Below are 21,591 nucleotides of genomic sequence, written 5' to 3'. Positions count from 1 at the left end.
CCGTGAGCGTCCCGGATGTTCTGTCTCATACTGACCGCCTTCCCCTGGCGGACGGACACAGTCCGCACACAGACGACAGCGAGTTGCAACCCCTTGCAACCCTGGTGGACGGCCGTGCCGGTGTCCGAAAATCGAGGTCACGCCGTCCCGAGCGGCGTACGCGGCCCGAACAGGCCCGTGTGGCGGGGGTGGTGCCGTGTCGGCGCAGCATCACCCCCGTGCCGCACGGCCGTGTGTCGCGGGGCGGAACCGACGGGACCGGATCAGGTCACCGGACGGGCCCGCTCCACGACCGACGCCAGATCCAGGGTCGGCGGCAGCGTGCCGAAGGCCGCGCCCCCGTCGCCGCCCAGCCGCGAGGCGCAGAACGCGTCGGCGACCTCCGGCGGCGCGTACCGCACCAGCAGGGACCCCTGGAGCACCAGCGCCAGCCGCTCCACCAGCCGCCGTGCCCGCCCCTCGGCGGCCTCCAGATCGGCGAGTTCCGTCAGCAGGCCCCTGATCGCCGCGTCCAGCCGGTGATCGGCGCCCCGGGCGAGGCCCACCTCCGTCAGATACGCGTCCAGGGCCGACGGCTCCCGCCCGAGCACACGCAGCACGTCCAGCGCCTGCACGTTGCCGGCGCCCGCCCGGACCGAGTTCAGCGGCGACTCGCGCACCAGCCGCGGCAGCCCGGACTCCTCGACGTACCCGTCGCCGCCCAGGCACTCGGCGGCCTCCACCGCCACCGGCGCACAGCGCTTGGTCACCCAGTACTTCGCCGCCGGCACCGCCAGTCCCAGCAGCGCCCGCTCCCGCTCGCCCCCGTCGTCGTACGCCGCCGCCAGCCGCAGCGCGAGCGTGGTGGCCGCCTCCGACTCGATCGCGAGATCGGCCAGGACGTTGCGCATCAACGGCCTGTCGACCAGCTTCCCGCCGGACGCCTCCCGGTACGCGCAGTGGTGCACCGCCTGCGCGACGGCCTGCCGCATCAGCCCCGCCGAGGCCAGCACGCGGTCCAGCCGGATCGCCGCCACGGTGCCGGCCACCGTGCGCACCCCGCGCCCCTCCTCGCCGACCCGGCGCGCCCAGGTCCCGGCGAACTCGACCTCGGCGGAGGCGCCGGACCGGTTGCCCAGCCGGTCCTTCAGCCGCTGGATCAGGAACACGTTGCGGGTGCCGTCCGCCAGCACGCGCGGCACCAGGAAGCAGGTGAGTCCGCCCGGCGCCCGCGCCAGCACCAGGAAGCCGTCGGACATGGGCGCCGAGCAGCACCACTCGTGCCCGGTCAGCTCGTACGTCCCGTCCTGCGCCAGCGGCCGCGCGGAGGTCGTGCCCGCCCGGACGCCGCCGCCGTCCCGCTCGTGCGTCGCGCCCGTCCCGAACAGCGCACCGGCCTTGAGGTGCGCCGGCCGCAACTCGCGGTCGTACACCCGCGAGGTCAGCCGCGGTTCCCACTCGGCGGCGAGGTCCGGGTCGGCGCGCAGGGCGGGCACCGCGGCGTGGGTCGTCGACAGCGGACAGCCGATGCTCGCCTCGGCCTGCGTCCACAGCAGGAAGGCGGCGGCGCGCCGCACGTGCCCGCCGGGCCGGGTCCAGGCCGCGGTGAGGCCGGCCGAGACGCCCTTGCCCAGCAGCCGGTGCCAGGCCGGGTGGAAGTCGACCTCGTCGACGCGGTGGCCGTAGCGGTCGTGCGTGCGCAGGACCGGCGGGTTGGCGTCGGCCTGCGCGCCCCACTCCAGCACCTGGGCGGAGCCGCAGCCGCGTCCGAGACCGGACAGTTCGGCCAGCGCCTCCCCGCGCAGCTCCGGCGCCAGATGCCGTTCGACCGCCGCCACGAGGGCCCGGTCGGCGGTGAAGACGTCGTAACCGGCCAGCGGCGGGGCCTGGTTCGTCACGGTGCGGGTGCTGCCTGCCATGACGGCGAACCTACCGCGTCCGGGGACGGCACGGGCTCCGCCGGTCCCCACCACGGTCCGCGGGTGAGTGCGGGCGTCCGCGACGGATACCTTTAGGTCGTGCAGCCAGCAAGTGAATCCCCCGAACGGCCCTCGGGCCGGCTCCATCGCGCCCGGGTCCTCTACCGGAACGTCTCCAAACGCAGGACCGCCTGGCTGCTGCTGAAGGACACCGTCAACTCGTGCATGGAGTACCGCATCCTCGGCCTCGCCGCCGAGGCCGCGTTCTTCACCCTGCTGTCGGTGCCGCCGCTGCTGCTGAGCGTCCTCGGACTGCTCGGCTACGTCGACCTGTGGATCGGCGCCGACACCACCGAGAGCCTGCGCACCAACATCCTGGACGCCTCCCGCGCGGTGCTCTCCGAGAAGGGCGTCAAGCAGATCACCGAGCCGATCCTGGACGACGTGATGAAGGGCGGCCGGCCCGACGTCATCTCCATCGGCTTCCTGTTCGCCCTGTGGTCCGGCTCCCGCGCGGTCAACGTCTTCATCGACACCATCACCGTGATGTACGGTCTCGACGGCGTCCGGGGGATCGTCAAGACCCGCCTGATGGCCTTCCTGCTGTTCATCGTGGCCCTGCTGATCGGGTCGGTGGCGCTGCCGCTGATGGTGGCCGGGCCGGACGCCGTGGTGCGGGTCGTGCCGTGGTCGACGACCGTCGTGCAGGTCCTGTACTGGCCGGTCGTGATCGTCCTGTCCGTGGCCTTCCTGACCACGCTGTACCACGTGTCGGTGCCCGTGCGCTCCCCGTGGATCGAGGACGTGCCCGGCGCGCTGGTCGCCCTCGCCATGTGGGTGCTGGGCAGCTTCCTGCTGCGGATCTACCTCACCAGCACCGTCGAGGGCCCGACCATCTACGGCTCGCTCGCCGCGCCCGTGGCCGTGCTGCTGTGGATCGGTGTGTCCGCGTTCGCCGTGCTCGTCGGGGCCGCGGTCAACGCGGCCATCGACCGGGTCTGGCCGGCCGCCGCCACCGCCGCGGCCCGCGAGGCCAACGAGCGGCTGCGGCAGGCGCAGGTCGCCGAGTACGTGGCCCGCGCCGCCGCGAGCGGCGAGGCGGACCCCGACATGCCGTCCGAGTTCCCGGAACGCTGGTCCCGGTTCCTGCCCCCGGAGGACGTCACGGCCCGCCTGCGCGCCCACCCGAAGCACACGCCCCCCACGGACCACGACAAGCCCGAGGCCTCCTGAGGTCGTAATCTGACCGGCGTGTACGCGGAACGCGCCTGCCGACTGCCCGGCGCGGTGGTATGGACCAACACCCCCACCGGAGAGGGCCCGGGACGGGTCCTGCCCGACGGCTGCATGGACCTGCTGTGGCACGACGGCCGGCTGCTGGTGGCCGGCCCCGACACCCGCGCCCACGTCACCGACGGCGCCCCGAGCCCCTGGGCGGGCGTCCGTTTCCGCCCCGGCACCGCCCCCGCCCTCCTCGGCGTCCCCGCGCACACGCTGCGCGACCGGCGCGTCGACCTGGCCGACCTCCGGCCCGCCGCCGAGGTGCGACGCCTGACCGCGCGGGTGAACGCCGCCCACGACCCGGCACGTGGCCTGGAGGAGGCGGCGCTGACCCTGGCGGCCGGCGCCGGACCCCCCGACCCGCTGCTGAGCCGCATCGTGGCCGCCCTCGACGCGGGCCGCCCGGTCGCCGCCACCGCCGACGCACTCGGCGTCGGGGCGCGCCGGCTGCACCGTCGCTCGCTGGCCGCCTTCGGCTACGGACCCAAGACGCTGGCCCGCGTACTGCGGCTGCAACGCGCCCTGGCCCTCGCCCGGGCCGGCACGGCCCTCGCGGAGACGGCCGCCCGGGCCGGGTACGCGGACCAGGCGCACCTGACCCGGGACGTACGGGAGCTGACCGGTCTGTCCCCGGCCGCGCTACTGGGGCGCCCGCGGGGCGAACAGGTCGACGCCGTTGCCGTCCGGGTCGTGCACGACGGCGTAGCGCTGCCCCCAGAAGGCGTCCCAGGGCGGTAGCTCGCCGTGGTGTCCGGCGGCGGTCAGCTCCTCGTACAGCGCGTCCACCTCCTCGGGCGCGTCGCACAGCAGCGCGAGCGAGGCCCGTCCGCCGCCGGCCGGCGGCCGCCACCCGGGGTGGAAGGAGCGGACGGTCTCCTCGGTGTCGAGCAGCAGCCGGGTCCCGCCCGGCAGCACGGCCTCGGCGTGCGGCTGCTCCCCGGCCCCCTCGGGGAAGGCGAAACCGAGCCGGCGGTAGAAGGTCACGGAGGCGGCCATGTCGGAGACGACCAGGCCGATGGCGTCGAATCGTGCGGTCATGGCGCCACCGTAGGCGGCACGGCCGGGGCCCGTCTTGAAGGAATCGGACACCCCGGCCGCCGGGCCGCGCAGCTCAGAAAGGCCTCAAGTTCCTTGATGCGCACGGCACGGGGCGCCGACCATGACGTCATGTTCGGACGTGGAAGAACGGAACTCGATGTCCTGGTCCTGCGGGACGCGGAAGTCGTCGCCGAGGGCCTTCGGGAGGCGCTCGCCGACGCGCCCCCGGAGCAGCGGCCCGGTCTGGAGCGCGCCGTCGCCCTGGTGGAGCGGGCGGCCGCCGCCCCCGACGCCGACCTGCGCGCCCGCTGGGTCCGCGAGCGCCTCGCCGCCGCCGGGTACGAGGGCCCGGCCGACTCCGTCCACGCCGTCAAGGCCCTGCGCGAGGCGGCTCCCGGCCTGAGCCTGCTGTCGGCCGTCCTGCTCTCCAGGGAGGCGGCGGCGCACGGACCGGACCCCGTCGCGTCGAAGGGCTGAGCGCCGCGGACGCGGAGGTGCCGTCCTGCCCCCGGCCCGCCGGGTGCGGGAGGCCGCGCCGACGTGTGGGCACGGCGGTCCGGGGCAGGCGTGCCGCGACGTCCGAGGAGCGGGAGGCCGCATGTTCGACGGTTTCACACTGACGCGGTGCGAGGGGAACGGCGTCCGCCTGCGGGTGCGGCACGGCGGCAGCGGACCGGCGGTGCTGCTCCTGCACGGCCATCCGCGCACGCACGTGACCTGGCACCGCGTCGCCCCGCTGCTCGCCTCGGCCGGCCACACGGTGGTCTGCCCGGACCTGCGCGGCTACGGCGAGTCCGACAAGCCCCCGACGGACGAGCGGCACACCCCGTACTCCAAGCGCGCCATGGCCGGCGACTGCCTGGCGGTCATGCGCCGCCTCGGTCACGAACGGTTCGCCGTGGTCGGCCACGACCGGGGCGCGTACGTGGCCACCCGGCTCGCCCTGGACCACCCGCGGTCCGTGTCCGCGCTCAGCGTGCTGGACGCCGTCCCCCTCGGGGAGGCGCTGCGGCGCTGCGACGCCGGGTTCGCCGCGAGCTGGTGGCACTGGTTCTTCCTCGGGCAGACCGACAAGCCCGCCGAGCGCGTCATCAACGCCGACCCCGACGCCTGGTACAGGGCCACCGCCGAGCAGATGGGCGCCGAGGCGTACGCCGACTACCGGCGCGCGATCCACGACCCGGACACCGTGCACGCCATGTGCGAGGACTACCGGGCCGGACTCGGGGTCGACCGGGAGCACGACGACGCCGACCGGCGGGCGGGCCGGCGCATCGGTTGCCCGGTCCAGGTGCTGTGGGCCACCCGTGACGACATGGCCGACCTCTACGGTGACGTGCCGGCCGTCTGGCGCGACTGGACGGCCGGTCCGCCGCACGGCGGCCCGATCGACTCCGGCCACCACATCGCCGAAGAGGCGCCCGAAGCACTCGCCGAGGCTCTGCTCGGGTTCTGGCGGAGCACCGCACGGCACCTTTCCGGCGACGGCCGGTCGGACGGCGGCCGTACGGCAGGATGACCACATGATTCGTCATGTGCGCGTCCTGCCGCCGCTGTTGCTGGCCCCGCTGCTGCTCACCGCCTGCGGTACGGAGGGGCCGGCCGGCGACCCGGTCGCCGCCGCGGCGTCCGCCGAGGCCGCCTCCGCCGCGGCCGAGGAGGTCTTCCTCACCCCGAACGAGCTGAGGAACCGGGCGGAGGCGCTCGGCATCGCCCCCGAACTGGTGTACGTCACCAGAACGTCCGACCTCACCCTGGCCCGGCAGTCCGTCGGCGTGCTCGGCGACGACGGCTTCTCCGCCACCTATCTCGTCGACGGCTCGGGCGCGCTGCTGCGCCTGTCCGTCGAGCGGGGCTCGATGACCGAGGGCACCTGCCGCAGCCTGCCGGTCGGCGACGACACCGGTGGGCGGGCCGTGTGCGAGCGCGACGGCGAGGCCTGGTACCGCACCGGCGGCGGACAGCACGAGTACGCCCTGCCGAAGAACGGGCACGTGGTCCGGCTGTCCGCCGAGGACGACGTGCCGCGCGAGGTCCTGGACCGGGCCGCCGAGGCCGTCCACCGGCCCGACGCCGCCGAGGCCGCGGCCACCCTGCCCTCGCCCCGGCCCGCCGCCACGGCACCCGTGGAACGCGGCGACCTGCCCCCGTTCGGCGACGGGGCGCCCGACAACAGCGTGGACATGGGCGGCTGACCACCCACGGCACAGGGGGCCCGGCGGGACACTCCCCGTCGAAGGTCCTGAAACGATCACTGGATCCTGCCGGTGAGACGGGCCGTCAGGCGGGACAGCAGGGGGACGCACTGGCGCAGGTGCCGCTGTTCCTCGGGGCTGAACGTGTCACGGATGGCGGCGTCCAGGGTGTGAGCACGTCGGTCGCGTTCGTCCCGCAGGCGGGCGCGGCCGGCGTCGGTGATGTGTACCAGGAGCTTGCGACCGTCACCGGGGTGCGGCTCGGTGCGTGCCAGGCCGGCGCTGGTCAGGTCCTTCACGGACTTGGCCGCCGACTGGTGCGTGACGCCGCGCCGGTGGGCGAGGTCCGCCGTGGTGAGCGGGCCGCTCCGGTCGAGGAACCCGAGGACGGCCGCCTCCCCGGGCGACATGGTGTCCACGGTCCGTACCGCCCGGACCAGCTCCCCGATCGACTGCCGCAGCTCCTCGGCCAGTGTGTCCTCGTCCATGCCCCCAGCCTACGCAGACACGGACAGGTCAGTTGTACAGATCAGTCGTACAATTAATTTGTACAACCTACTTGTATTCTTCTGGAAGGTGTCAGTCATGCAGCTCACCAAGTTCGGCCACGCCTGTGTCCGCGTCGAGCGGGACGGCCGCCGCCTGGTCGTCGACCCGGGCGGGCTGACCGACCCGCGGGCGCTGGACGGCGCCGACGCGGTCCTGGTCACTCACGAACATTTCGACCACTTCTCGGAGGAGACCCTGCGCCGGGCCGCCGAGCACAACCCGGACCTGCGTATCTGGACCAACTCCGCCGTCGCCGCCCGGCTCGACGGCCTCGGCACCCGGGTCACCGCCGTCGGGGAGGGGTCGGCCTTCGACGCGGCCGGCTTCGACGTCCAGGTCCACGGCACCTGGCACGCGGCCCTCCACCCCGACATCCCCCGCATCCCCAACGTCGGCTTCCTCGTCGACGGCACCCTCTTCCACCCCGGAGACGCCCTGACCGTCCCCGCCGCCCCCGTCGGCACACTGCTGCTGCCGGTCCACGCCCCCTGGTCCACCGTCGGCCACCTGATCGACTACGTCCGCGAGGTCGCCCCGCGCGACGCCTACGCCGTCCACGACGGCGCCCTCAACGACATCGGCACCGCGATGGTCGGCGGCTTCCTCGGCGACCAGGGCCCCGGCATCGGCGCCCGGTACCACCGACTGACCCCGGGGGAGTCCGTCGACCTCGGCTGAACGCCCCTACGGCGCCGGGGTGGCCAGAGCCCGCGCCACCCCGGCGATCGAGTCCGGCCCCACCCGGCAGCAGCCGCCGATCAGCCGCGCCCCGGCCGCCCGCCACCCCCGCACCCGCCCGGCGTCGAACGCGGACGGGCCGGTCCACGCCCGGGCGCCGGCGTTCCAGGACTCCCCGCTGTTCGGGTACGCCACGACCGGCTTGCCCGTCACCCGGGCCGCGACGGCGACGGCGTGGTCCACGTCCGCCGGAGCGCAGCAGTTCACGCCGACCGCGACGACCTCCTCCGCCTCCGCCGGCAGACCGAACGCCTCCTCCAGCGGCTGGCCGGCGCGGGTGCGGCCGCCCGCGACGGTGTACGACAGCCAGGCCGGCACGCCGAGTCCGCGCACCGCCCGCAGCAGTGCCGTGGCCTCGTCGGTGTCGGGGACGGTCTCCAGCGCGAGCACGTCGGGGCGGGCGGCGGCCAGCACCTCCAGCCGGGGACGGTGGAAGCGTTCCAGCTCGGCGACGGTGAGCCCGTACCGGCCCCGGTACTCGGAGCCGTCCGCGAGCATCGCCCCGTACGGTCCGGCCGACGCCGCCACCCACAGCGGGCGGGCGGCGCCGGACCGGCGGGCGGCCTCCCGAGCCAGTTCCACGCTGAGCGCCATCAGCCCGGCGGCCCGCTCCCGGCCGATGCCGTGTGCCGCGAACCCCTCGAAGGTCGCCTGGTAACTCGCCGTGATCGCCACGTCCGCGCCCGCCTCGAAGTAGGCGAGGTGCGCCTCGGTGATCGCCTCGGGCCGCTCGGCGAGCAGCCGCGCCGACCACAGGGCGTCGCTCAGGTCGTGGCCCGCCGACTCCAGCTGGTTGGACATGCCACCGTCGAGCACGAGGGGCCGGCCACGGACGAGGGCGTCGGCGAAGTCGTGGGTCATGGGACGAGGTTAGCCAGTGTGCCCGGGCGTTCCCGGGGGCGCTTGTCCCCCGTGCGAGCTACAGCCAGGTGTCCACCGTGAGGTGACGATCTTCGGCCGCCGGATCCGTAGCGTCCGGTACAGCACGCGGCACTCGGCCGCGGGCCCGAGGAAAGGGGATCCCCGTGAGGTTTGTCTGGCAGTTCCTGGCCGTGATGGTGATGTACGCCATCACCGGCAACGCCATCAACGCGGTGAAGGACAACGACGGACTCACGCTGGTCCTCGGCTTCACGGGGGCCGCGCTGGTGGTGCTGGTGTACGCGTGGGTGGTCCGGCGGACCGAGCACCGGCCCGCCCAGGACGTCGCCCGGGAGGGCGCCGTGTCCAAGACCGCCTGGGGCGTCCTGATCGGTGTCGGAATGTTCAGCGCCGTCATCACGAACCTCCTCTCCTCCGGGTACACCGAGGTCGAGGGCCTCGGCTCGGTGACGGGCGCGCTGGGGCTGGCCGGCTTCATGGCCGGAGCCGCCGTGGCGGAGGAAGTGGTGTACCGCGGGGTGCTGTTCCGGATCATCGAGGAGCACATCGGCACCTACCTCGCGCTGGGCCTGACCGGCCTCGTGTTCGGCCTCTCCCACCTGCTCAACGAGCACGCGACCTTGTGGGGCGCCCTCGCCATCGCCGTCGAGGCCGGCTTCATGCTCGCCGCCGCCTACGCAGCCACCCGCAGCCTGTGGCTGACGATCGGCGTGCACTTCGGCTGGAACTTCGCCCTGGCCGGCATCTTCAGCTCGGAGGTCTCCGGCAACGGCACCAACCACGGGCTGCTGGACACCACGACGTCGGGCCCGAAGCTGCTCACCGGCGGCGAGTTCGGCCCGGAGGGCAGCGTGTACGCGGTGGCCTTCGGGGCGCTGCTGACCCTGGTGTTCCTGTGGCTGGCCCACCGGCGCGGGAACATCGTGCGGTTCGGCGCCCGGCGTGCCGCGAAGGCCGACTCCGCCGTTACACTGCCCCGGTGATCGATCGTCGACGGTTCCTGGAGGCGTGGCACCGCCTCGATGTCACGGTCCGGGACCTGCCGCTCGGGGCGCTGCTCCTCGTCGCGTCGCTCATGCCCGTCTTCCACGGCGACGGCACGCAGATCGGCGGCCTGCCGACCCGGCCCGCCGACGCGCCGGCGGTCCTCGCGGCGGTCCTGCAGTGCCTCCCGCTGGCCGTGCGCCGGCGGTGGCCGCTCGTCTGCCTCGCCCTGGTGTCGGGCGGCTTCGCCCTCGACCAGTTGCGCGGCTACCACCTCGTCGCCGGCACCGCGCTGCCCGTCGCACTGCTGAGCGCGGGGTCCTGGACGGAGCGCTACCGTCGCGCCACCCTCGTCGCGGCCACCGTGGCGTTCGCGGCCCTGGCGGTCGAGCTCCACCGTCGCGGGCCGGGCGAACCGGCGATCGAGTTCGTGACGTTCTACCTGGTGCTGGCCCTCGTGTGGGGCATCGGCGCGTGGATGCGCTCCGTCCGGGCCGCGGAGGCCGAACGCCGCCGCCGCGTCGCCGAGGACGCCCGCAGCGCCGAGCGCACCCGGATCGCCCGCGAGCTCCACGACGTCGTGACCCACCACGTGACGGCGATGGTGGTGCAGTCCGAGGCGGCCCGGTACCTGACCGCCGCGCCCGACCGCCTCGACCAGGCCCTGACCGCCGTCAGCGACACGGGCCGGCGCGCCATCACCGATCTGCGGCACCTGCTGGACCTGCTCAACCCCGACCACGGCACCGGCCACGGCGGTGAGGACCGGACGCCGCCCGTGGGCAGGGTGCTCACGCTCGTCGAGCAGACGCGACTGGCCGGGCAGCCGGTGGAGTTCACCGAGGAGGGCACCCCGCCGGCCTCGACCGGCAGCGCCGACCTCGTGGCCTACCGGATCGTGCAGGAGGCCCTGACGAACGCGCTCAAGCACGACCACGGCGGCCGGACCTCGGTCCTGGTGCGCCATGGCGAGAGGGAGATCACCGTGGAGGTCGGCACGGACGGTTCCGGGACGCGGGACGCGTCCCCCGGCGGCAGCGGGCGGGGCCTGGAGGGCCTGCGCGCACGCGTCGGCGTCCTGGACGGCGACTTCAGCGCGGGCCCCCGCGCGGGCGGGGGCTTCCTGGTCCGGGCGCGGATACCCGCGGGGAGCCCGGTGTGAGCGCGCCGGTCCGGGTCCTGGTCTGCGACGACCAGGCGCTGATCCGCACCGGGCTGTCGACGATCATCGGCGCGCAGCCCGACATGGAGGTGGCGGGCGAGTGCGGGGACGGGCGGACCGCGGTCGAACTGGCCGGGCGGCTGCGCCCGGACGTCGTGGTGATGGACGTGCGCATGCCGGTGCTCGACGGCATCGAGGCCACCCGTCTGCTGGCCGGAGCCGGGGTGGAGCACCCCGTGAAGGTGCTCGTGGTGACGACGTTCAACCTGGACGAGTACGTCTACGAGGCGCTGCGGGCCGGAGCGAGCGGATTCCTGCTCAAGGACGCGCCGCCGGACCGGCTGCTGCACGGCATCCGGACCGTGGCCCTGGGCGCGGCGCTGCTGGACCCCGAGGTGACGCGTCGGCTCGTGGGCCGGTACGCCGCCCGCATCCGGCCCGCGCAGGGAAGCACGCAGGACATCCCGCTGACGCCCCGTGAGCTGGAGGTCCTGCGCCTCATCGCGGACGGCCTGTCCAACAGCGAGATCGCCGCGGTCCTCGTGATCAGCCACGAGACCGTCAAGACCTTCGTGTCCCGCATCCTCACCAAGCTCGGCCTGCGCGACCGCGTCCAGGCCGTCGTCTACGCCTACCGGCACGGCCTGGTCGCCTGAGACCCCGCGCGAACTCCCGGCGCCTGGTTCCCGCGGGCGGTGCGGGGCGAGGCGCGCGGCTCAGCCCTGGAGGCGGCGGCGCATCTGCGACAGCCGGCGGTCGTAGCGGAAGTGGTACCAGACCATCCACGTCATGAAGACGACCGCGACCGCCAGCATCCAGCCGCCCGCGACCCTCTCGCCGGAGGCGAACCACAGGCCCGCGGTGCCGAAGAAGAGCACGGCGAGGAGGGGGAGCGACCACCAGCGGTGGCGCCGCAGCCGCTGCTGGCGGGAGTCGACCAGCGCCGCCATCGCCCGCCGCCGTCCGGGGTCCTCGGGCGGCGGCGCGCCCTTGAGGATCCGGCGTTCCATGGCGGGCACGTCGTCCGGGCAGGCGCCGGTGGTCCGCGCGTCGTGCCGCCGGCGGCGGCGTACCAGCCACACGGTGTAGAGGCTCATCAGCGCGGCGCCCACCAGGGCCGACAGCCATCCCGACGCCCCGCCGAAGGCCATGCGGGTCAGGAACCCGACGGCCAGGGCGAACAGCCCGATCACCCATAACCCGTCCTGCCACCGCCGCTCGGGGCGGCCGTCGCGTCGTTCGGTGCTTGCCATGTCCACCTTCCGGTCGGTCGAAGGAGCGGACGACTTCGGACGACCGTCCGGATACCCGCCCGGGGACTCGGGACACTTCGGCGGGGACCGAAGCAACGGGCCCCTAGCGTCGGGGACATGAACGACACGCACACCGCCACCGCGCCCCGCACGCCCGCCGACGCCGTCACCGGCATGGTCGACCACGTCCTCGCCCTGGCCGCCACCTGGACCGCCTGGGACGGGGAGCCCGCCCACGTCGACGGCCGGGTCTACACCCCGCACAAAGCCGTCCGGCGCGTCGCCGACCACCTGATCGACCATCTCGCGGAGATGGAGGCGCGGTCGGCGGGGAGGCGGCCGCAGCCCGACCACTGGCACGCCTCCGCGGTCACGACGGACGCGGACCGCGCGCCGTTCACCCAGGAGGACCTCGACGAGGCCCGCAGCCGCCTCACCCGGCTCGCCCGGATCTGGGCGGTCCGGCTCGACGCCCTCACCGACGAACAGCTCGACCACTCGCCCGGGGAGGGCTGGAGCTTCCGCGAACTCGCCCTGCACGTCACGGAGTCCGCGTACTACGCCGACGCCGTGGGGGACCTGTCGTGACCGCCTTCGCGGACCTGCACCGCGCGGGGGATCCCCTGCTGCTGCCGTGCGCCTGGGACCACGCCTCCGCGCTCCTGCTCGCCGACCGGGGCTTCGCCGCGATCGGCACGACCAGCCTGGGCGTCGCGGCCGCGGCCGGGCTGCCCGACGGGGCGTCGGCGACCCGCGACGAGACGCTCCGGCTGGCCCTCGCGCTGGGCCCGCAGCCCTTCCTCCTCTCCGTCGACGCGGAGGACGGCTTCAGCGACGACCCGGACCGGGTCGCGGAGTTCGCGCGGCGGCTGGCGGCGGCCGGAGCCGTCGGCATCAACCTGGAGGACGGACTCGGCCCCGTCGACCGGCACGCGGCGAAGATCGCCGCCGTGAGATCGGCGGCCCCCGGCCTCTTCGTCAACGCCCGCACCGACACGTACTGGCTCGGCGACGGCGAGGGAACGTCACGGCGCCTCGACGCCTACCGGGAGGCGGGCGCCCACGGCGTCTTCGTCCCCGGCCTGGGCGATCCCCGCGTGATCGCCTCCCTGGTGCGGCAGTTGGACGACATCCCCCTCAACATCCTGTACACGCCGGCCGGTCCCAGCCCGGACCACCTCGCCGACCTCGGTGTGCGCCGGGTGAGCCTCGGCTCCCTGCTGTACCGGCGCGCGCTGGGCGCCGCGCTGGAGGCCGCGGCCGGCATCCGGTCCGGGCGGGCTCCCGGAGGGATGGTGCCGGCCTACGACGACGTGCGGAAACTGGGTAGTTGACCCCCTGGGGCATTGCACTGTGTGAAGCTATCCCCATGGATCACCCGCGTGATGAAGTCAGGGCCAGGCTGCAGACCGACCGCCCGCACTCCGCCCGTGTCTGGAACTACCTGCTGGGCGGCAAGGACAACTACCCCGTCGACAGCCAGGTCGGCGACGTCATCCTGTCCACCTTCCCGGAGTTCGCGGCGGTCGCGCGGCTGCAACGGAAGTTCCTGGCGCGCGCCGTGCGCTTCCTGGCCGGGGAGGCGGGCATCCGCCAGTTCCTCGACATCGGCACCGGCCTGCCCACCGCGGACAACACGCACGAGCTGGCCCAGCGCATCGCGCCGGAGAGCCGCATCGTCTACGTCGACAACGACCCCCTCGTCCTGACGCACGCCGAGGCGCTCCTGACCAGCAGCGAGGAGGGGGCGTGCGCCTACGTCGACGCCGACGTGCGCGACCCCGACCGGATCCTCGCCGAGGCCGCCAAGACCCTGGACCTCGACCGGCCGGTCGCCCTGACCCTGCTGGGCATCATGGGACAGGTCGCCGACGAGGACCGGCCCGCGGAGCTGGTCGCCCGGCTGATGTCGGCACTGCCGCCGGGCAGTTACCTCGCCCTGAGCGACGGCACGAGCGGCAACGCCGCCCTCGACACGGCCGTCGAGACCTACAACGGGCAGTCGGCCAACACCTACCACCTCCGGTCCCCGCAGGAGATCGCCGGCTGGTTCGCCGGGCTCGACCTCGTCGAACCCGGTGTGGTGGCGACCGCCGCCTGGCGCCCGGACGACACCGCGCCCCCGGAGCCCACGGTCGAGGTCTCCGTCTGCGGGGTCGCGCGCAAGGCCTGAGCACGACGGCGCGGGGCCCGCGGGTCAGCCGCCGGCCGGCCAGTGCTCCAGCGCGGCGTGCAGCGCGTCCACGGCCCTGTCCCACGACGCCTGGACGTCCCGCGGGGCGCCGAAGGCCCCGGCGGCCTCCAGGGCGCAGTAGCCGTGGAAGGTGCTGCGCAACAGGCGTACGGCGTCGGTGAGGTCGGGCTCGTCGAGGCCGTACGCGCGCAGCATCCCGTAGGTGATCTCCGCGGTGCGGCGCAGCGCGGGGGAATCGGCGGCGAGGGACCGGTCCACACGGATCTGGGTCGCGGCGTACCGGCCGGGATGGCGCAGCGCGTACGCCCGGTAGGCGTCGGCGAAGGCGGCCAGCGCCTCCTTGCCGGCCCGTCCGGCGACCGCCGCCTCGATCTCCCCGATCAGCTCGCCGCCCGCCAGCAGCGCCATCCGCACGCGCAGGTCGTGCAGGCCGCGGACGTGCGTGTACAGGCTCGCGTCCCTCACCCCCAGCCGCCGGGCCAGCGCGGAGACGGTGACGCTCTCGAGCCCCGCCTCGTCGGCGAGGTCCGCGGCGGCCGCGACGACGCGCTCGGTCGTGAGGCCGGCTCGGGGCATGGGTCCACCTCTCCGGCGGGTGCGCTCGCGTTCGCGGAATGTCCAGCGCGCATCCTAGGACAGGTACGGGCCCGTGCCCCCCGGTCCGGCGGGCCGGCCGCCTCAGCCGGCCAGCACCTCGCGCACGAACGCGTTGGTGAACGTGCCCTGCGGATCCAGCGACTTCACCAGCGCCCCGAAGTCGTCGAGCCGCGGGTACCGGGCACGCAGGACCGCCGCCGGAGTGGTGAACACCTTCCCCCAGTGCGGCCGCGCGTCGAAGGCGTCCAGCGCGTCCTCCAGCCGCCGCACCACCGGCAGCACCGCCGCGGTGTCCTCGACCCAGGTGAAGTGCAGCGCCACCGTGTCCCGCCCGTAGGAGGGGCTCAGCCACTGCTCGTCCGCGGCGACCGTGCGCACCTCGCAGGTCTGGAGCACGGGCGCGACGACGTCCCGTACCGCGTCCAGCGCGCGCAGCGCGTCCACGGCGTGCTCGCGCGGCATCAGGTACTCCGACTGGAGCTCGGCGCCGCTGCTGGGCACGAAATCGGCGCGGAAGTGCGGCAGCCGCTCGTGCCACGGCCCCGGCACCCCGAACTGCTCGGTGCAGTTCACCGCCGGCATGCCCGGCACCGGGTGCATCTTCTCCGTGGCCGGGACGGCGTACGGGAAGCCGGGCAGCGGCCGGTCCGTGCGCCGCTTGAGCCACACCTGCCGGAAGCCGGGCTCCCGCCAGTCGGTGAACAGGCTCACGCTGTACGCCGCCGACATCACCGTCTCGAACGTCGCCGTGTCCAGCCCGGCCGACGGCAGCTCGGTGAAGACGTGCTGCTCGACCTCGTAGGCGGGCTCCAGGTCGAGGGTGAGCGCGGTCACGACGCCGAGCGCGCCGAGCGAGGTGACCGCGCCGCCGAATCGTTCCTCCCCGCGTGCGACGGTCACCGTCGAGCCGTCCGCCGTGACCAGCTCCACCTCGCGCACCGCCGACGCCAGCGAGCCGTTGCCCACGCCCGAGCCGTGCGTGCCGGTCGCCACCGACCCGGCGACCGAGATGTGCGGCAGCGACGCCATGTTCGGCAGCGCCAGCCCGCGCGCGTGCACCAGCCGGGCCAGCTCCGCGTACCGGACGCCGCCGCCCACCCGCACCGTACGGGCGGCCGTGTCCACGTCCACCTCGGCCGGCAGCGAGGCCAGCGACAACAGGACGCCCTCGGGACCGGGCTCGGCGATCTCGTTGAAGGAATGGCCGCTGCCCAGCACCCGCACCGTCCGGCTCCGCGCCACGGCGGCCCGCAGCGAGTCCAGCGTGTCCGGCCGCAGCACCTCCGCGGCGGTGTAGGTGATGTTGCCGGCCCAGTTGGTCACGGTGGTGTCGTTCATCCCGCAGCCCTTCCTCCATATCCGTGGGGACCAGGAGTCCTCCGCCGGAGAACCTACCTGGCGCGCCGGAAGGGGACCCGGGCGGGAAGCCGCGCGGGCGGGGGCATACCGTGAGAAGTCGAACGCCTGAGCCGGGAGGAGACAACGGGATGGACAGCCGTACCGCGCTGGTCGAGGATCTGATGGAGCGGTTCCCGCACGTGCCGCGCGAGGCCGTCTTCAAGGAGGACCTCCTGCGGGGCGGCGTCGCCTTCGACCCCTCCGCGCTGAGCGACAACGAGGACGGCGAGGTCAAGCCGAAGTCGTACTTCATCTTCTCCTTCGACCACGGCACGCTCCCCGAGCTGGGCGAGGCCGCGCTGCGCCGCCCGCCCGAGGAGATCATCCTCACCGGCGGCCCCTACGACCTGCGCCGCACCGTGGTCTCGGTCCGCGTGAACCCGGCCTCCCCCTACCGCGTCGCCGCGAACGAGGACGGCGTCCTCGGCCTCTACCTCGACGGCAGGCGGATCGCCGACGTCGGCGTGCCGCCCATGCCCGAGTACTACCGGCACAAGCTCTCCAACGGGAAGTCGGTCATGGAGGTGGCCCCGACCATCCAGTGGGGCTACCTGATCTACCTGACCGCCTTCCGCGTCTGCCAGTACTTCGGCGCCAAGGAGGAGTGCCAGTACTGCGACATCAACCACAACTGGCGCCAGCACAAGGCGGCCGGGCGGCCCTACACCGGTGTGAAGGACGTCGACGAGGTCCTCGAGGCGCTGGAGATCATCAACAAGTACGACACGGCGAAGATCTCCACCGCCTACACGCTCACCGGCGGCGCGATCACGTCGAAGGTCCAGGGCCTGGACGAGGCCGACTTCTACGGGCGGTACGCCAAGGCCATCGAGGAGCACTTCCCCGGCCGCTGGATCGGCAAGGTCGTCGCCCAGGCCCTGCCCAAGCCGGACGTCCAGCGCTTCAAGGACTACGGCGTGCAGATCTACCACCCCAACTTCGAGGTGTGGGACGAGTACCTGTTCAAGATGTACTGCCCCGGCAAGGAGCGCTACGTCGGCCGCGACGAGTGGCACCGGCGCATCCTCGACTCCACCGAGGTCTTCGGCGCGCGCAACGTCATCCCCAACTTCGTCGCCGGCGTCGAGATGGCCGAGCCCTTCGGCTTCAAGACCGTCGACGAGGCCATCGCCTCCACCACCGAGGGCCTGCGCTTCTTCATGTCGCACGGCATCACGCCCCGCTTCACCACCTGGTGCCCCGAGCCCACCACCCCGCTCGGCAAGACCAACCCCGACGGCGCTCCGCTGGAGTACCACATCCGGCTGCTCCAGGCGTACCGGCAGACCATGGAGGACTTCGGCCTCTCCTCGCCCCCCGGCTACGGCCCGCCCGGCGCCGGCAACGCGGTCTTCTCCGTCAGCTCCTTCATGGACAGCCTGCCGGCGGACGAGCCCGTCCAGGCGTGAGCCGGCGCCGTCCCGGACGGGGACGAGCCGGCGCTCGGCCCCGCGGGGCCGAGCGCCGGCGGACCGGCCGGCTCAGCCGTCCACGTGGATGTGGCGGAGCGGGTGGAACCGGCCCGTCAAGGACTGGTACTTGCCGAAGTACTGGACCTTCACGTCACCGGGGGTGGGCTCGTAGCTGAACCAGCCCGAGTGGTTGCCGGTGCTCACCCAGCTGGCCTCGGTGTTGAAGGTGGGCTCCACGTCGAGGTCGCCCACGCCCTCGAAACAGCGGCTCCAGCCCATGAACTTGGTGAACGTCAGCTGGTCCTTGTCGGTGCTGCACCGGACCTCGGTGAGCGTCGCCCGGGCACTGGCGTCGGCCGGGACGGCGACGGCCAGGGAGGCGGCGGCCAGGGCGGCGGCCACGGAGGCCTTGGCCGCGATCGATATGCGCATGTGAAGTCCCTTGTCGTTCAGACGGTCGGAATTCCTCATGCTGCTCCACGCGCTGCCGATGATGGTGTTCCGTGACCGGTGGGTGCCAGAATTTCGAAATGAATGGCACTGATGGGACATGTGAATCCGTTTTCCCGCATGCGGCCGGGCACGTCGGTGCGTGACCCGACTGGTGTCGGTGTACGCCCGGACGTGCCCGGCCCGATGAATACGGGGTTCAGCTCGCCTGCTGCGCCGACGCGGCGACGAGGCTCTTGGGGCGCATGTCGGTCCAGTTCTGCTCGATGAATTCCAGGCAGGCCCGCCTCGACTCCTGGCCGTAGGCGATGGTCCAGCCGCGTGGGACGTCGATGAACACGGGCCAGATGGAGTGCTGGCCCTCGTCGTTCACCAGGACGTAGTAACCGGCCGTGTCGTCCTCAAAGGGATTCGTCATGGTCTTTCGTCTCCTTCTTCGTCAATGCGTGTACTGCTCGCGGGGGCTCAGTCCGTCCAGGACGTCGGGGCCGTAGAATTCCTGCACCCAATTGCTGTGATAAAGCGTGTCGAGATATCGCTCGCCGAGATCGGGCGCGATCGCCACCGCGGTCACCGGTTCCGTCGGCCGGTGCTCCGCGAGCCACCGGCGCGCGCCGGCGATCACGGTGCCGGTGGAGCCGCCGAACAGGAAGCCGGTCCGGGCGAGCTGGTGGCAGACCCGGACGGTCTCCGCCTCCGGTACGTGCACGACGTGGTCCACGAAGGACTCGTCGAGCAGCGCCGGACGCACCCCGGCGCCCAGCCCCGGGATCATGCGCAGCCCCGCCGGACCGCCGAAGGTGACGGAACCGACGCTGTCGACCGCGACGATGGTCACGCCGGGCCGCGTCCGGCGGAAGTACCGCGCGCAGCCCATCAGGGTCCCCGTGGTGCCGGCCCCGACGAACAGGACGTCCAGCGTCGGGAACCTGCTCGCTATCGCGGGCGCGGTGACCTCGTGGTGCGCCTTCCAGTTGTTGGGGTTGGCGTGCTGGTTCAGCCACACGTACCGGGGGTCGCTCTCGCAGCGTCCGCGCACGTAGTCGAGCCGCGCACCGAGCAGGCCGCGCTCCGGATGCGCCTCGGTGATCACCTTGACCCGGCTGCCCATGGCCTCCATGAGCAGCCGCGTGGTCAGGTTGCACCGGGCGTCGGTGACGCACTCGAAGACGTAGCCCCGGTTGGCGGCGATCATGCTGAGTGCCACGCCCAGGTTTCCGGACGAGGACTCGATCAGGATGGATTCGGGGCTCAGCAGGCCCTGGCGCTCGGCGGCGTCCACCATGGAGGTGGCGGCCTTCAGCTTGATCGAACCGGCGAAGTTGACGCCCTCGCACTTGAGGTAGACCGGGAGGTCCATCGTGGAGCGGAGGTCGAGGTAGAGGTCTTCCTGGTTGAACTGCTCAGGGGCGTCGACGATGGGCACGTCTCAGCCCCCCGCCCCGTAGCGGCTGCGTTCGTGGAAGAAGTCCGGCGCGACCACCAGTTCGCCGGCGGCGGCCACGTGGAGTTCCGTCACCCGCTGCTCGTTCCCGGAGAGTGCCCGTTCCACCTGAGCGCCGGGAATCACCGCGAACGGCGGCACGCGTCCTTGCATGGATTCCACTCCATCCTCGCGGGGGCCGGTCCGCTCTCCGGCCGACCTCCTCGACAGGTATTCGGTCCGGGCCACTGCGGTGTGCGAAATCCTCTCGTCCCCCTCCCGGGGAACGGGGAATTCGGGCCGGCGCAGTTCAGTCGACATGGGTGAGACCCTAGATATCGACCGGTCGTGGCGCATTCGTCCATCGAATACCTCGATATGGAGTTTCACCGTGGCGCCGGAAACCCCGGCGCCGCGGGGGTACCGCTCAGCGGTGCTCGAGCACGCGCTCCGGCAGGGGAGCCGCAGCCGTCCGGCGCCGGTAGTAGGCGATCGCCGACACCGTCAGCAGCGGGGCCCAGGCCAGCAACGGGACGTAGCAGACGACGAGGAGGACCTCCTGGGACGTGGAGTCCGTGAGACTGCCCGAGGCCAGGCTGTGGGACTGGGTGACACCGATCACGATGCTCAGGAGGAAGAGCACGGCCGCACCCAGCAGCGCCGGTATCACCGCTGCGAGCGGGTGCACCGGACGGCCGCCGATCAGCGGGATCCAGCGCGGCACGACCTCGCCCCACGGCTGCACCAGGCCGAGCGTCATCAGGGCGAGCCCCTCGGAGACCACCGTCAGGGTCAGGACGTACAGCACGCCCCAGCCGGTACGGACCGGATCCGAGGCCACCGGGGCCCCGGCGACCAGGGCGATCCGCCACAACCCCGACGGCAGGGTGGCCAGGGGCACGGCGTAGGCGGCGAGGGCGGCCCAGCGCGGGACATCGGGTAGTACGTTCCCTCTCAGCATGTGATCCATTCTCATCACGGGGGCGTCGCCGCACCTCAACCTACGGGGCCATCCGTCTCCCCCGCGCGGGGGAGACGGATGCGGTCACCTCTGCGGGCGCGGCGGCCCGTCCCCGGCCGGTCCGCCCCGTCGGGTGGCCCAGGAGCGCGGGGAACGGCCGCCCTGCCAGAGTTCGGGCCACAGCGCACCGCGTGGGCCTCCGGTCCGTGCCGCGGCGGGTCGACGGGTGCCGGCGAGGGCGGCGAGCACGGCGGTCACCGCGGCCAGCTCCTCGTCGCTCGGACGTCCCCGCAGAACGCGGAGTCCGGGGGACCGGCGGGAGACCGAGGGGCCTTCGGTGTCCGTCATGCCGGCTGGTTCCCGTGCTTGCGCAGGGGCAGGGGCGCGTGCTTCTCGCGGAGCATCGCGAGGGCGCTGACGAGCACGTCGCGGGTCTCGGCGGGGTCGATGACGTCGTCCACGAGGCCGCGTTCGGCCGCGTAGTAGGGGTGCATCAGCTCGGCCTTGTACTCCTTGACCAGCTGGGCGCGGGTGGTCTCGGGGTCGTCCGAGGCGGCGATCTGGCGGCGGAAGACCACGTTGGCGGCGCCCTCGGCGCCCATGACCGCGATCTCGTTGGTGGGCCAGGCGAAGGACAGGTCGGCGCCGATCGAGCGGGAGTCCATGACGATGTACGCGCCGCCGTAGGCCTTGCGCAGGATGAGCGAGATCCGCGGCACGGTGGCGTTGCAGTACGCGTAGAGCAGCTTGGCGCCGTGTCGGATGATGCCGCCGTGCTCCTGGTCGACGCCCGGCAGGAAGCCGGGCACGTCCACGAGCGTGACCAGCGGGATGTTGAACGCGTCGCAGAACTGCACGAAGCGTGCGGCCTTCTCCGACGAGTGGATGTCGAGCACCCCGGCCATCGACTGCGGCTGGTTGGCGACGACGCCCACCACGTGTCCGTCGAGCCGTGTCAGGGCGCAGACGACGGAGGCCGCCCAGCGCTCGTGCACCTCCATGTACTCGCCGTCGTCGACGATCTCCTCGATGACGCGCCGCATGTCGTAGGGGTGGCTGCCGTCGCTGGGCACCAGGCCGCGCAGCGTCTCCCCCGAGGGGTCGGCCGGGACGCCGGCCGGTACGACGGGAGGGACCTGCCGGTTGTTGTCCGGCAGCATCGACAGCAGGTAGCGC

The 21,591-nt window shown here is 73.3% G+C and carries 27 protein-coding genes; 13 read left to right on the top strand and 14 right to left on the bottom strand.

Annotated elements, in window-relative coordinates; genetic code table 11:
* Positions 1 to 263: 263 nt before the first annotated feature.
* The gene (locus JHAT_RS10740; protein ID WP_077797865.1) at positions 264 to 1,898 is read right to left on the bottom strand and encodes an acyl-CoA dehydrogenase family protein; all 1,635 of its coding nucleotides are present in this window, start codon (positions 1,896 to 1,898) and stop codon (positions 264 to 266) included.
* A 99-nt stretch (positions 1,899 to 1,997) separates the two neighbouring features.
* Between JHAT_RS10740 and JHAT_RS10735 the strand changes: the two genes are divergently transcribed.
* Both JHAT_RS10735 and JHAT_RS10730 read left to right on the top strand, forming a co-directional pair.
* Complete coding sequence (locus JHAT_RS10735) at positions 1,998 to 3,131, top strand: YihY/virulence factor BrkB family protein (protein WP_107481896.1); 1,134 nt, start codon at positions 1,998 to 2,000, stop codon at positions 3,129 to 3,131.
* A gap of 18 nt (positions 3,132 to 3,149) precedes the next feature.
* Positions 3,150 to 3,917, top strand: a complete 768-nt coding sequence (locus tag JHAT_RS10730) for a helix-turn-helix transcriptional regulator (RefSeq protein ID WP_077797863.1) — start codon at positions 3,150 to 3,152, stop codon at positions 3,915 to 3,917.
* Here JHAT_RS10730 and JHAT_RS10725 read toward each other — a convergent pair.
* Positions 3,819 to 4,217, bottom strand: a complete 399-nt coding sequence (locus JHAT_RS10725) for a VOC family protein (protein WP_077797958.1) — start codon at positions 4,215 to 4,217, stop codon at positions 3,819 to 3,821. The two genes, JHAT_RS10730 and JHAT_RS10725, sit on opposite strands and share 99 nt — an antisense overlap.
* Positions 4,218 to 4,346: 129 nt before the next feature.
* On the opposite strand from JHAT_RS10725, the gene JHAT_RS10720 reads away from it, so the two are divergent.
* The 3 genes from JHAT_RS10720 to JHAT_RS10710 all read left to right on the top strand — a co-directional run bounded on the left by JHAT_RS10720 (position 4,347) and on the right by JHAT_RS10710 (position 6,412).
* Entirely contained in the window at positions 4,347 to 4,694 is a 348-nt protein-coding gene (locus JHAT_RS10720; protein WP_077797862.1) for a hypothetical protein, read from the top strand.
* 121 nt (positions 4,695 to 4,815) lie between these two features.
* Entirely contained in the window at positions 4,816 to 5,736 is a 921-nt protein-coding gene (locus JHAT_RS10715; protein WP_077797861.1) for an alpha/beta hydrolase, read from the top strand.
* Between the two features lie 4 nt (positions 5,737 to 5,740).
* Complete coding sequence (locus JHAT_RS10710; RefSeq protein ID WP_077797860.1) at positions 5,741 to 6,412, top strand: hypothetical protein; 672 nt, start codon at positions 5,741 to 5,743, stop codon at positions 6,410 to 6,412.
* A 56-nt stretch (positions 6,413 to 6,468) separates the two neighbouring features.
* On the opposite strand, the gene JHAT_RS10705 is transcribed toward JHAT_RS10710, so the two are convergent.
* Complete coding sequence (locus JHAT_RS10705) at positions 6,469 to 6,900, bottom strand: MarR family winged helix-turn-helix transcriptional regulator (protein ID WP_077797859.1); 432 nt, start codon at positions 6,898 to 6,900, stop codon at positions 6,469 to 6,471.
* Positions 6,901 to 6,997: 97 nt separating this feature from the next.
* Between JHAT_RS10705 and JHAT_RS10700 the strand changes: the two genes are divergently transcribed.
* Complete coding sequence (locus JHAT_RS10700; RefSeq protein ID WP_171990830.1) at positions 6,998 to 7,639, top strand: MBL fold metallo-hydrolase; 642 nt, start codon at positions 6,998 to 7,000, stop codon at positions 7,637 to 7,639.
* Positions 7,640 to 7,645: 6 nt separating this feature from the next.
* Here JHAT_RS10700 and mmuM read toward each other — a convergent pair whose 3' ends face one another.
* Positions 7,646 to 8,560, bottom strand: a complete 915-nt coding sequence (gene mmuM / locus JHAT_RS10695; protein ID WP_077797857.1) for a homocysteine S-methyltransferase — start codon at positions 8,558 to 8,560, stop codon at positions 7,646 to 7,648.
* Positions 8,561 to 8,724: 164 nt separating this feature from the next.
* Between mmuM and JHAT_RS10690 the strand changes: the two genes are divergently transcribed.
* The 3 genes from JHAT_RS10690 to JHAT_RS10680 are packed head-to-tail and all read left to right on the top strand — an operon-like array spanning position 8,725 to position 11,383.
* Positions 8,725 to 9,564: a CPBP family intramembrane glutamic endopeptidase gene (locus JHAT_RS10690; protein WP_077797856.1), complete on the top strand. Its 840-nt coding sequence runs from the start codon at positions 8,725 to 8,727 to the stop codon at positions 9,562 to 9,564.
* The gene (locus tag JHAT_RS10685) at positions 9,561 to 10,727 is read left to right on the top strand and encodes a sensor histidine kinase (RefSeq protein WP_077797855.1); all 1,167 of its coding nucleotides are present in this window, start codon (positions 9,561 to 9,563) and stop codon (positions 10,725 to 10,727) included. Before JHAT_RS10690 ends, JHAT_RS10685 begins: the two co-directional genes overlap by 4 nt.
* Positions 10,724 to 11,383 carry a response regulator transcription factor gene (locus JHAT_RS10680; RefSeq protein ID WP_077797854.1) on the top strand — a complete coding sequence of 220 codons (660 nt, stop codon included), beginning with the start codon at positions 10,724 to 10,726 and terminating at the stop codon, positions 11,381 to 11,383. Before JHAT_RS10685 ends, JHAT_RS10680 begins: the two co-directional genes overlap by 4 nt.
* Positions 11,384 to 11,443: 60 nt before the next feature.
* On the opposite strand, the gene JHAT_RS10675 is transcribed toward JHAT_RS10680, so the two are convergent.
* Positions 11,444 to 11,980 carry an LPXTG cell wall anchor domain-containing protein gene (locus JHAT_RS10675; protein WP_253195456.1) on the bottom strand — a complete coding sequence of 179 codons (537 nt, stop codon included), beginning with the start codon at positions 11,978 to 11,980 and terminating at the stop codon, positions 11,444 to 11,446.
* Positions 11,981 to 12,097: 117 nt separating this feature from the next.
* Between JHAT_RS10675 and JHAT_RS10670 the strand changes: the two genes are divergently transcribed.
* Genes JHAT_RS10670 through JHAT_RS10660 form a run of 3 tightly spaced genes read left to right on the top strand, consistent with a single transcriptional unit; the run spans position 12,098 to position 14,153 of the window.
* Positions 12,098 to 12,568: a hypothetical protein gene (locus JHAT_RS10670; protein ID WP_077797852.1), complete on the top strand. Its 471-nt coding sequence runs from the start codon at positions 12,098 to 12,100 to the stop codon at positions 12,566 to 12,568.
* Entirely contained in the window at positions 12,565 to 13,314 is a 750-nt protein-coding gene (locus JHAT_RS10665; RefSeq protein WP_077797851.1) for an isocitrate lyase/phosphoenolpyruvate mutase family protein, read from the top strand. Before JHAT_RS10670 ends, JHAT_RS10665 begins: the two co-directional genes overlap by 4 nt.
* Positions 13,315 to 13,349: 35 nt before the next feature.
* Positions 13,350 to 14,153, top strand: a complete 804-nt coding sequence (locus JHAT_RS10660; protein ID WP_077797850.1) for an SAM-dependent methyltransferase — start codon at positions 13,350 to 13,352, stop codon at positions 14,151 to 14,153.
* Between the two features lie 24 nt (positions 14,154 to 14,177).
* Here JHAT_RS10660 and JHAT_RS10655 read toward each other — a convergent pair whose 3' ends face one another.
* Together JHAT_RS10655 and JHAT_RS10650 are read right to left on the bottom strand one after the other, a co-directional pair.
* Entirely contained in the window at positions 14,178 to 14,750 is a 573-nt protein-coding gene (locus tag JHAT_RS10655; protein WP_077797849.1) for a TetR/AcrR family transcriptional regulator, read from the bottom strand.
* Positions 14,751 to 14,852: 102 nt separating this feature from the next.
* A complete protein-coding gene (locus JHAT_RS10650; RefSeq protein ID WP_077797848.1) occupies positions 14,853 to 16,109 on the bottom strand; it encodes a D-arabinono-1,4-lactone oxidase in 1,257 nt (418 codons plus the stop codon).
* A gap of 149 nt (positions 16,110 to 16,258) precedes the next feature.
* On the opposite strand from JHAT_RS10650, the gene JHAT_RS10645 reads away from it, so the two are divergent.
* Entirely contained in the window at positions 16,259 to 17,578 is a 1,320-nt protein-coding gene (locus JHAT_RS10645; RefSeq protein ID WP_077797847.1) for a radical SAM protein, read from the top strand.
* A 72-nt stretch (positions 17,579 to 17,650) separates the two neighbouring features.
* Here JHAT_RS10645 and JHAT_RS10640 read toward each other — a convergent pair whose 3' ends face one another.
* The 7 genes from JHAT_RS10640 to JHAT_RS10615 form a co-directional block, all read right to left on the bottom strand.
* Positions 17,651 to 18,052: a hypothetical protein gene (locus JHAT_RS10640; protein WP_143660398.1), complete on the bottom strand. Its 402-nt coding sequence runs from the start codon at positions 18,050 to 18,052 to the stop codon at positions 17,651 to 17,653.
* Between the two features lie 178 nt (positions 18,053 to 18,230).
* Positions 18,231 to 18,449, bottom strand: coding sequence for an MbtH family protein (locus JHAT_RS10635; RefSeq protein WP_077797845.1), 219 nt, complete (start codon positions 18,447 to 18,449; stop codon positions 18,231 to 18,233).
* A 21-nt stretch (positions 18,450 to 18,470) separates the two neighbouring features.
* A complete protein-coding gene (gene sbnA / locus JHAT_RS10630; RefSeq protein ID WP_077797844.1) occupies positions 18,471 to 19,457 on the bottom strand; it encodes a 2,3-diaminopropionate biosynthesis protein SbnA in 987 nt (328 codons plus the stop codon).
* 3 nt (positions 19,458 to 19,460) lie between these two features.
* Positions 19,461 to 19,775, bottom strand: a complete 315-nt coding sequence (locus tag JHAT_RS34340; RefSeq protein ID WP_143660395.1) for a hypothetical protein — start codon at positions 19,773 to 19,775, stop codon at positions 19,461 to 19,463.
* 106 nt (positions 19,776 to 19,881) lie between these two features.
* Entirely contained in the window at positions 19,882 to 20,415 is a 534-nt protein-coding gene (locus tag JHAT_RS10625; protein WP_077797843.1) for a hypothetical protein, read from the bottom strand.
* A gap of 84 nt (positions 20,416 to 20,499) precedes the next feature.
* Entirely contained in the window at positions 20,500 to 20,763 is a 264-nt protein-coding gene (locus JHAT_RS10620) for an acyl-CoA carboxylase epsilon subunit (protein ID WP_077797842.1), read from the bottom strand.
* Positions 20,760 to 21,591: acyl-CoA carboxylase subunit beta (locus tag JHAT_RS10615; RefSeq protein WP_290439802.1), on the bottom strand; the 832-nt coding region annotated here is incomplete at its 5' end. The genes JHAT_RS10615 and JHAT_RS10620, both read right to left, overlap by 4 nt.

Source organism: Streptomyces sp. JHA26, assembly GCF_002005565.1.
In the GTDB taxonomy this organism is placed as follows: domain Bacteria; phylum Actinomycetota; class Actinomycetes; order Streptomycetales; family Streptomycetaceae; genus Streptomyces.
Note: the sequence above shows the minus strand (reverse complement) of the source record. Positions and strands in the feature narration are given on the sequence as shown.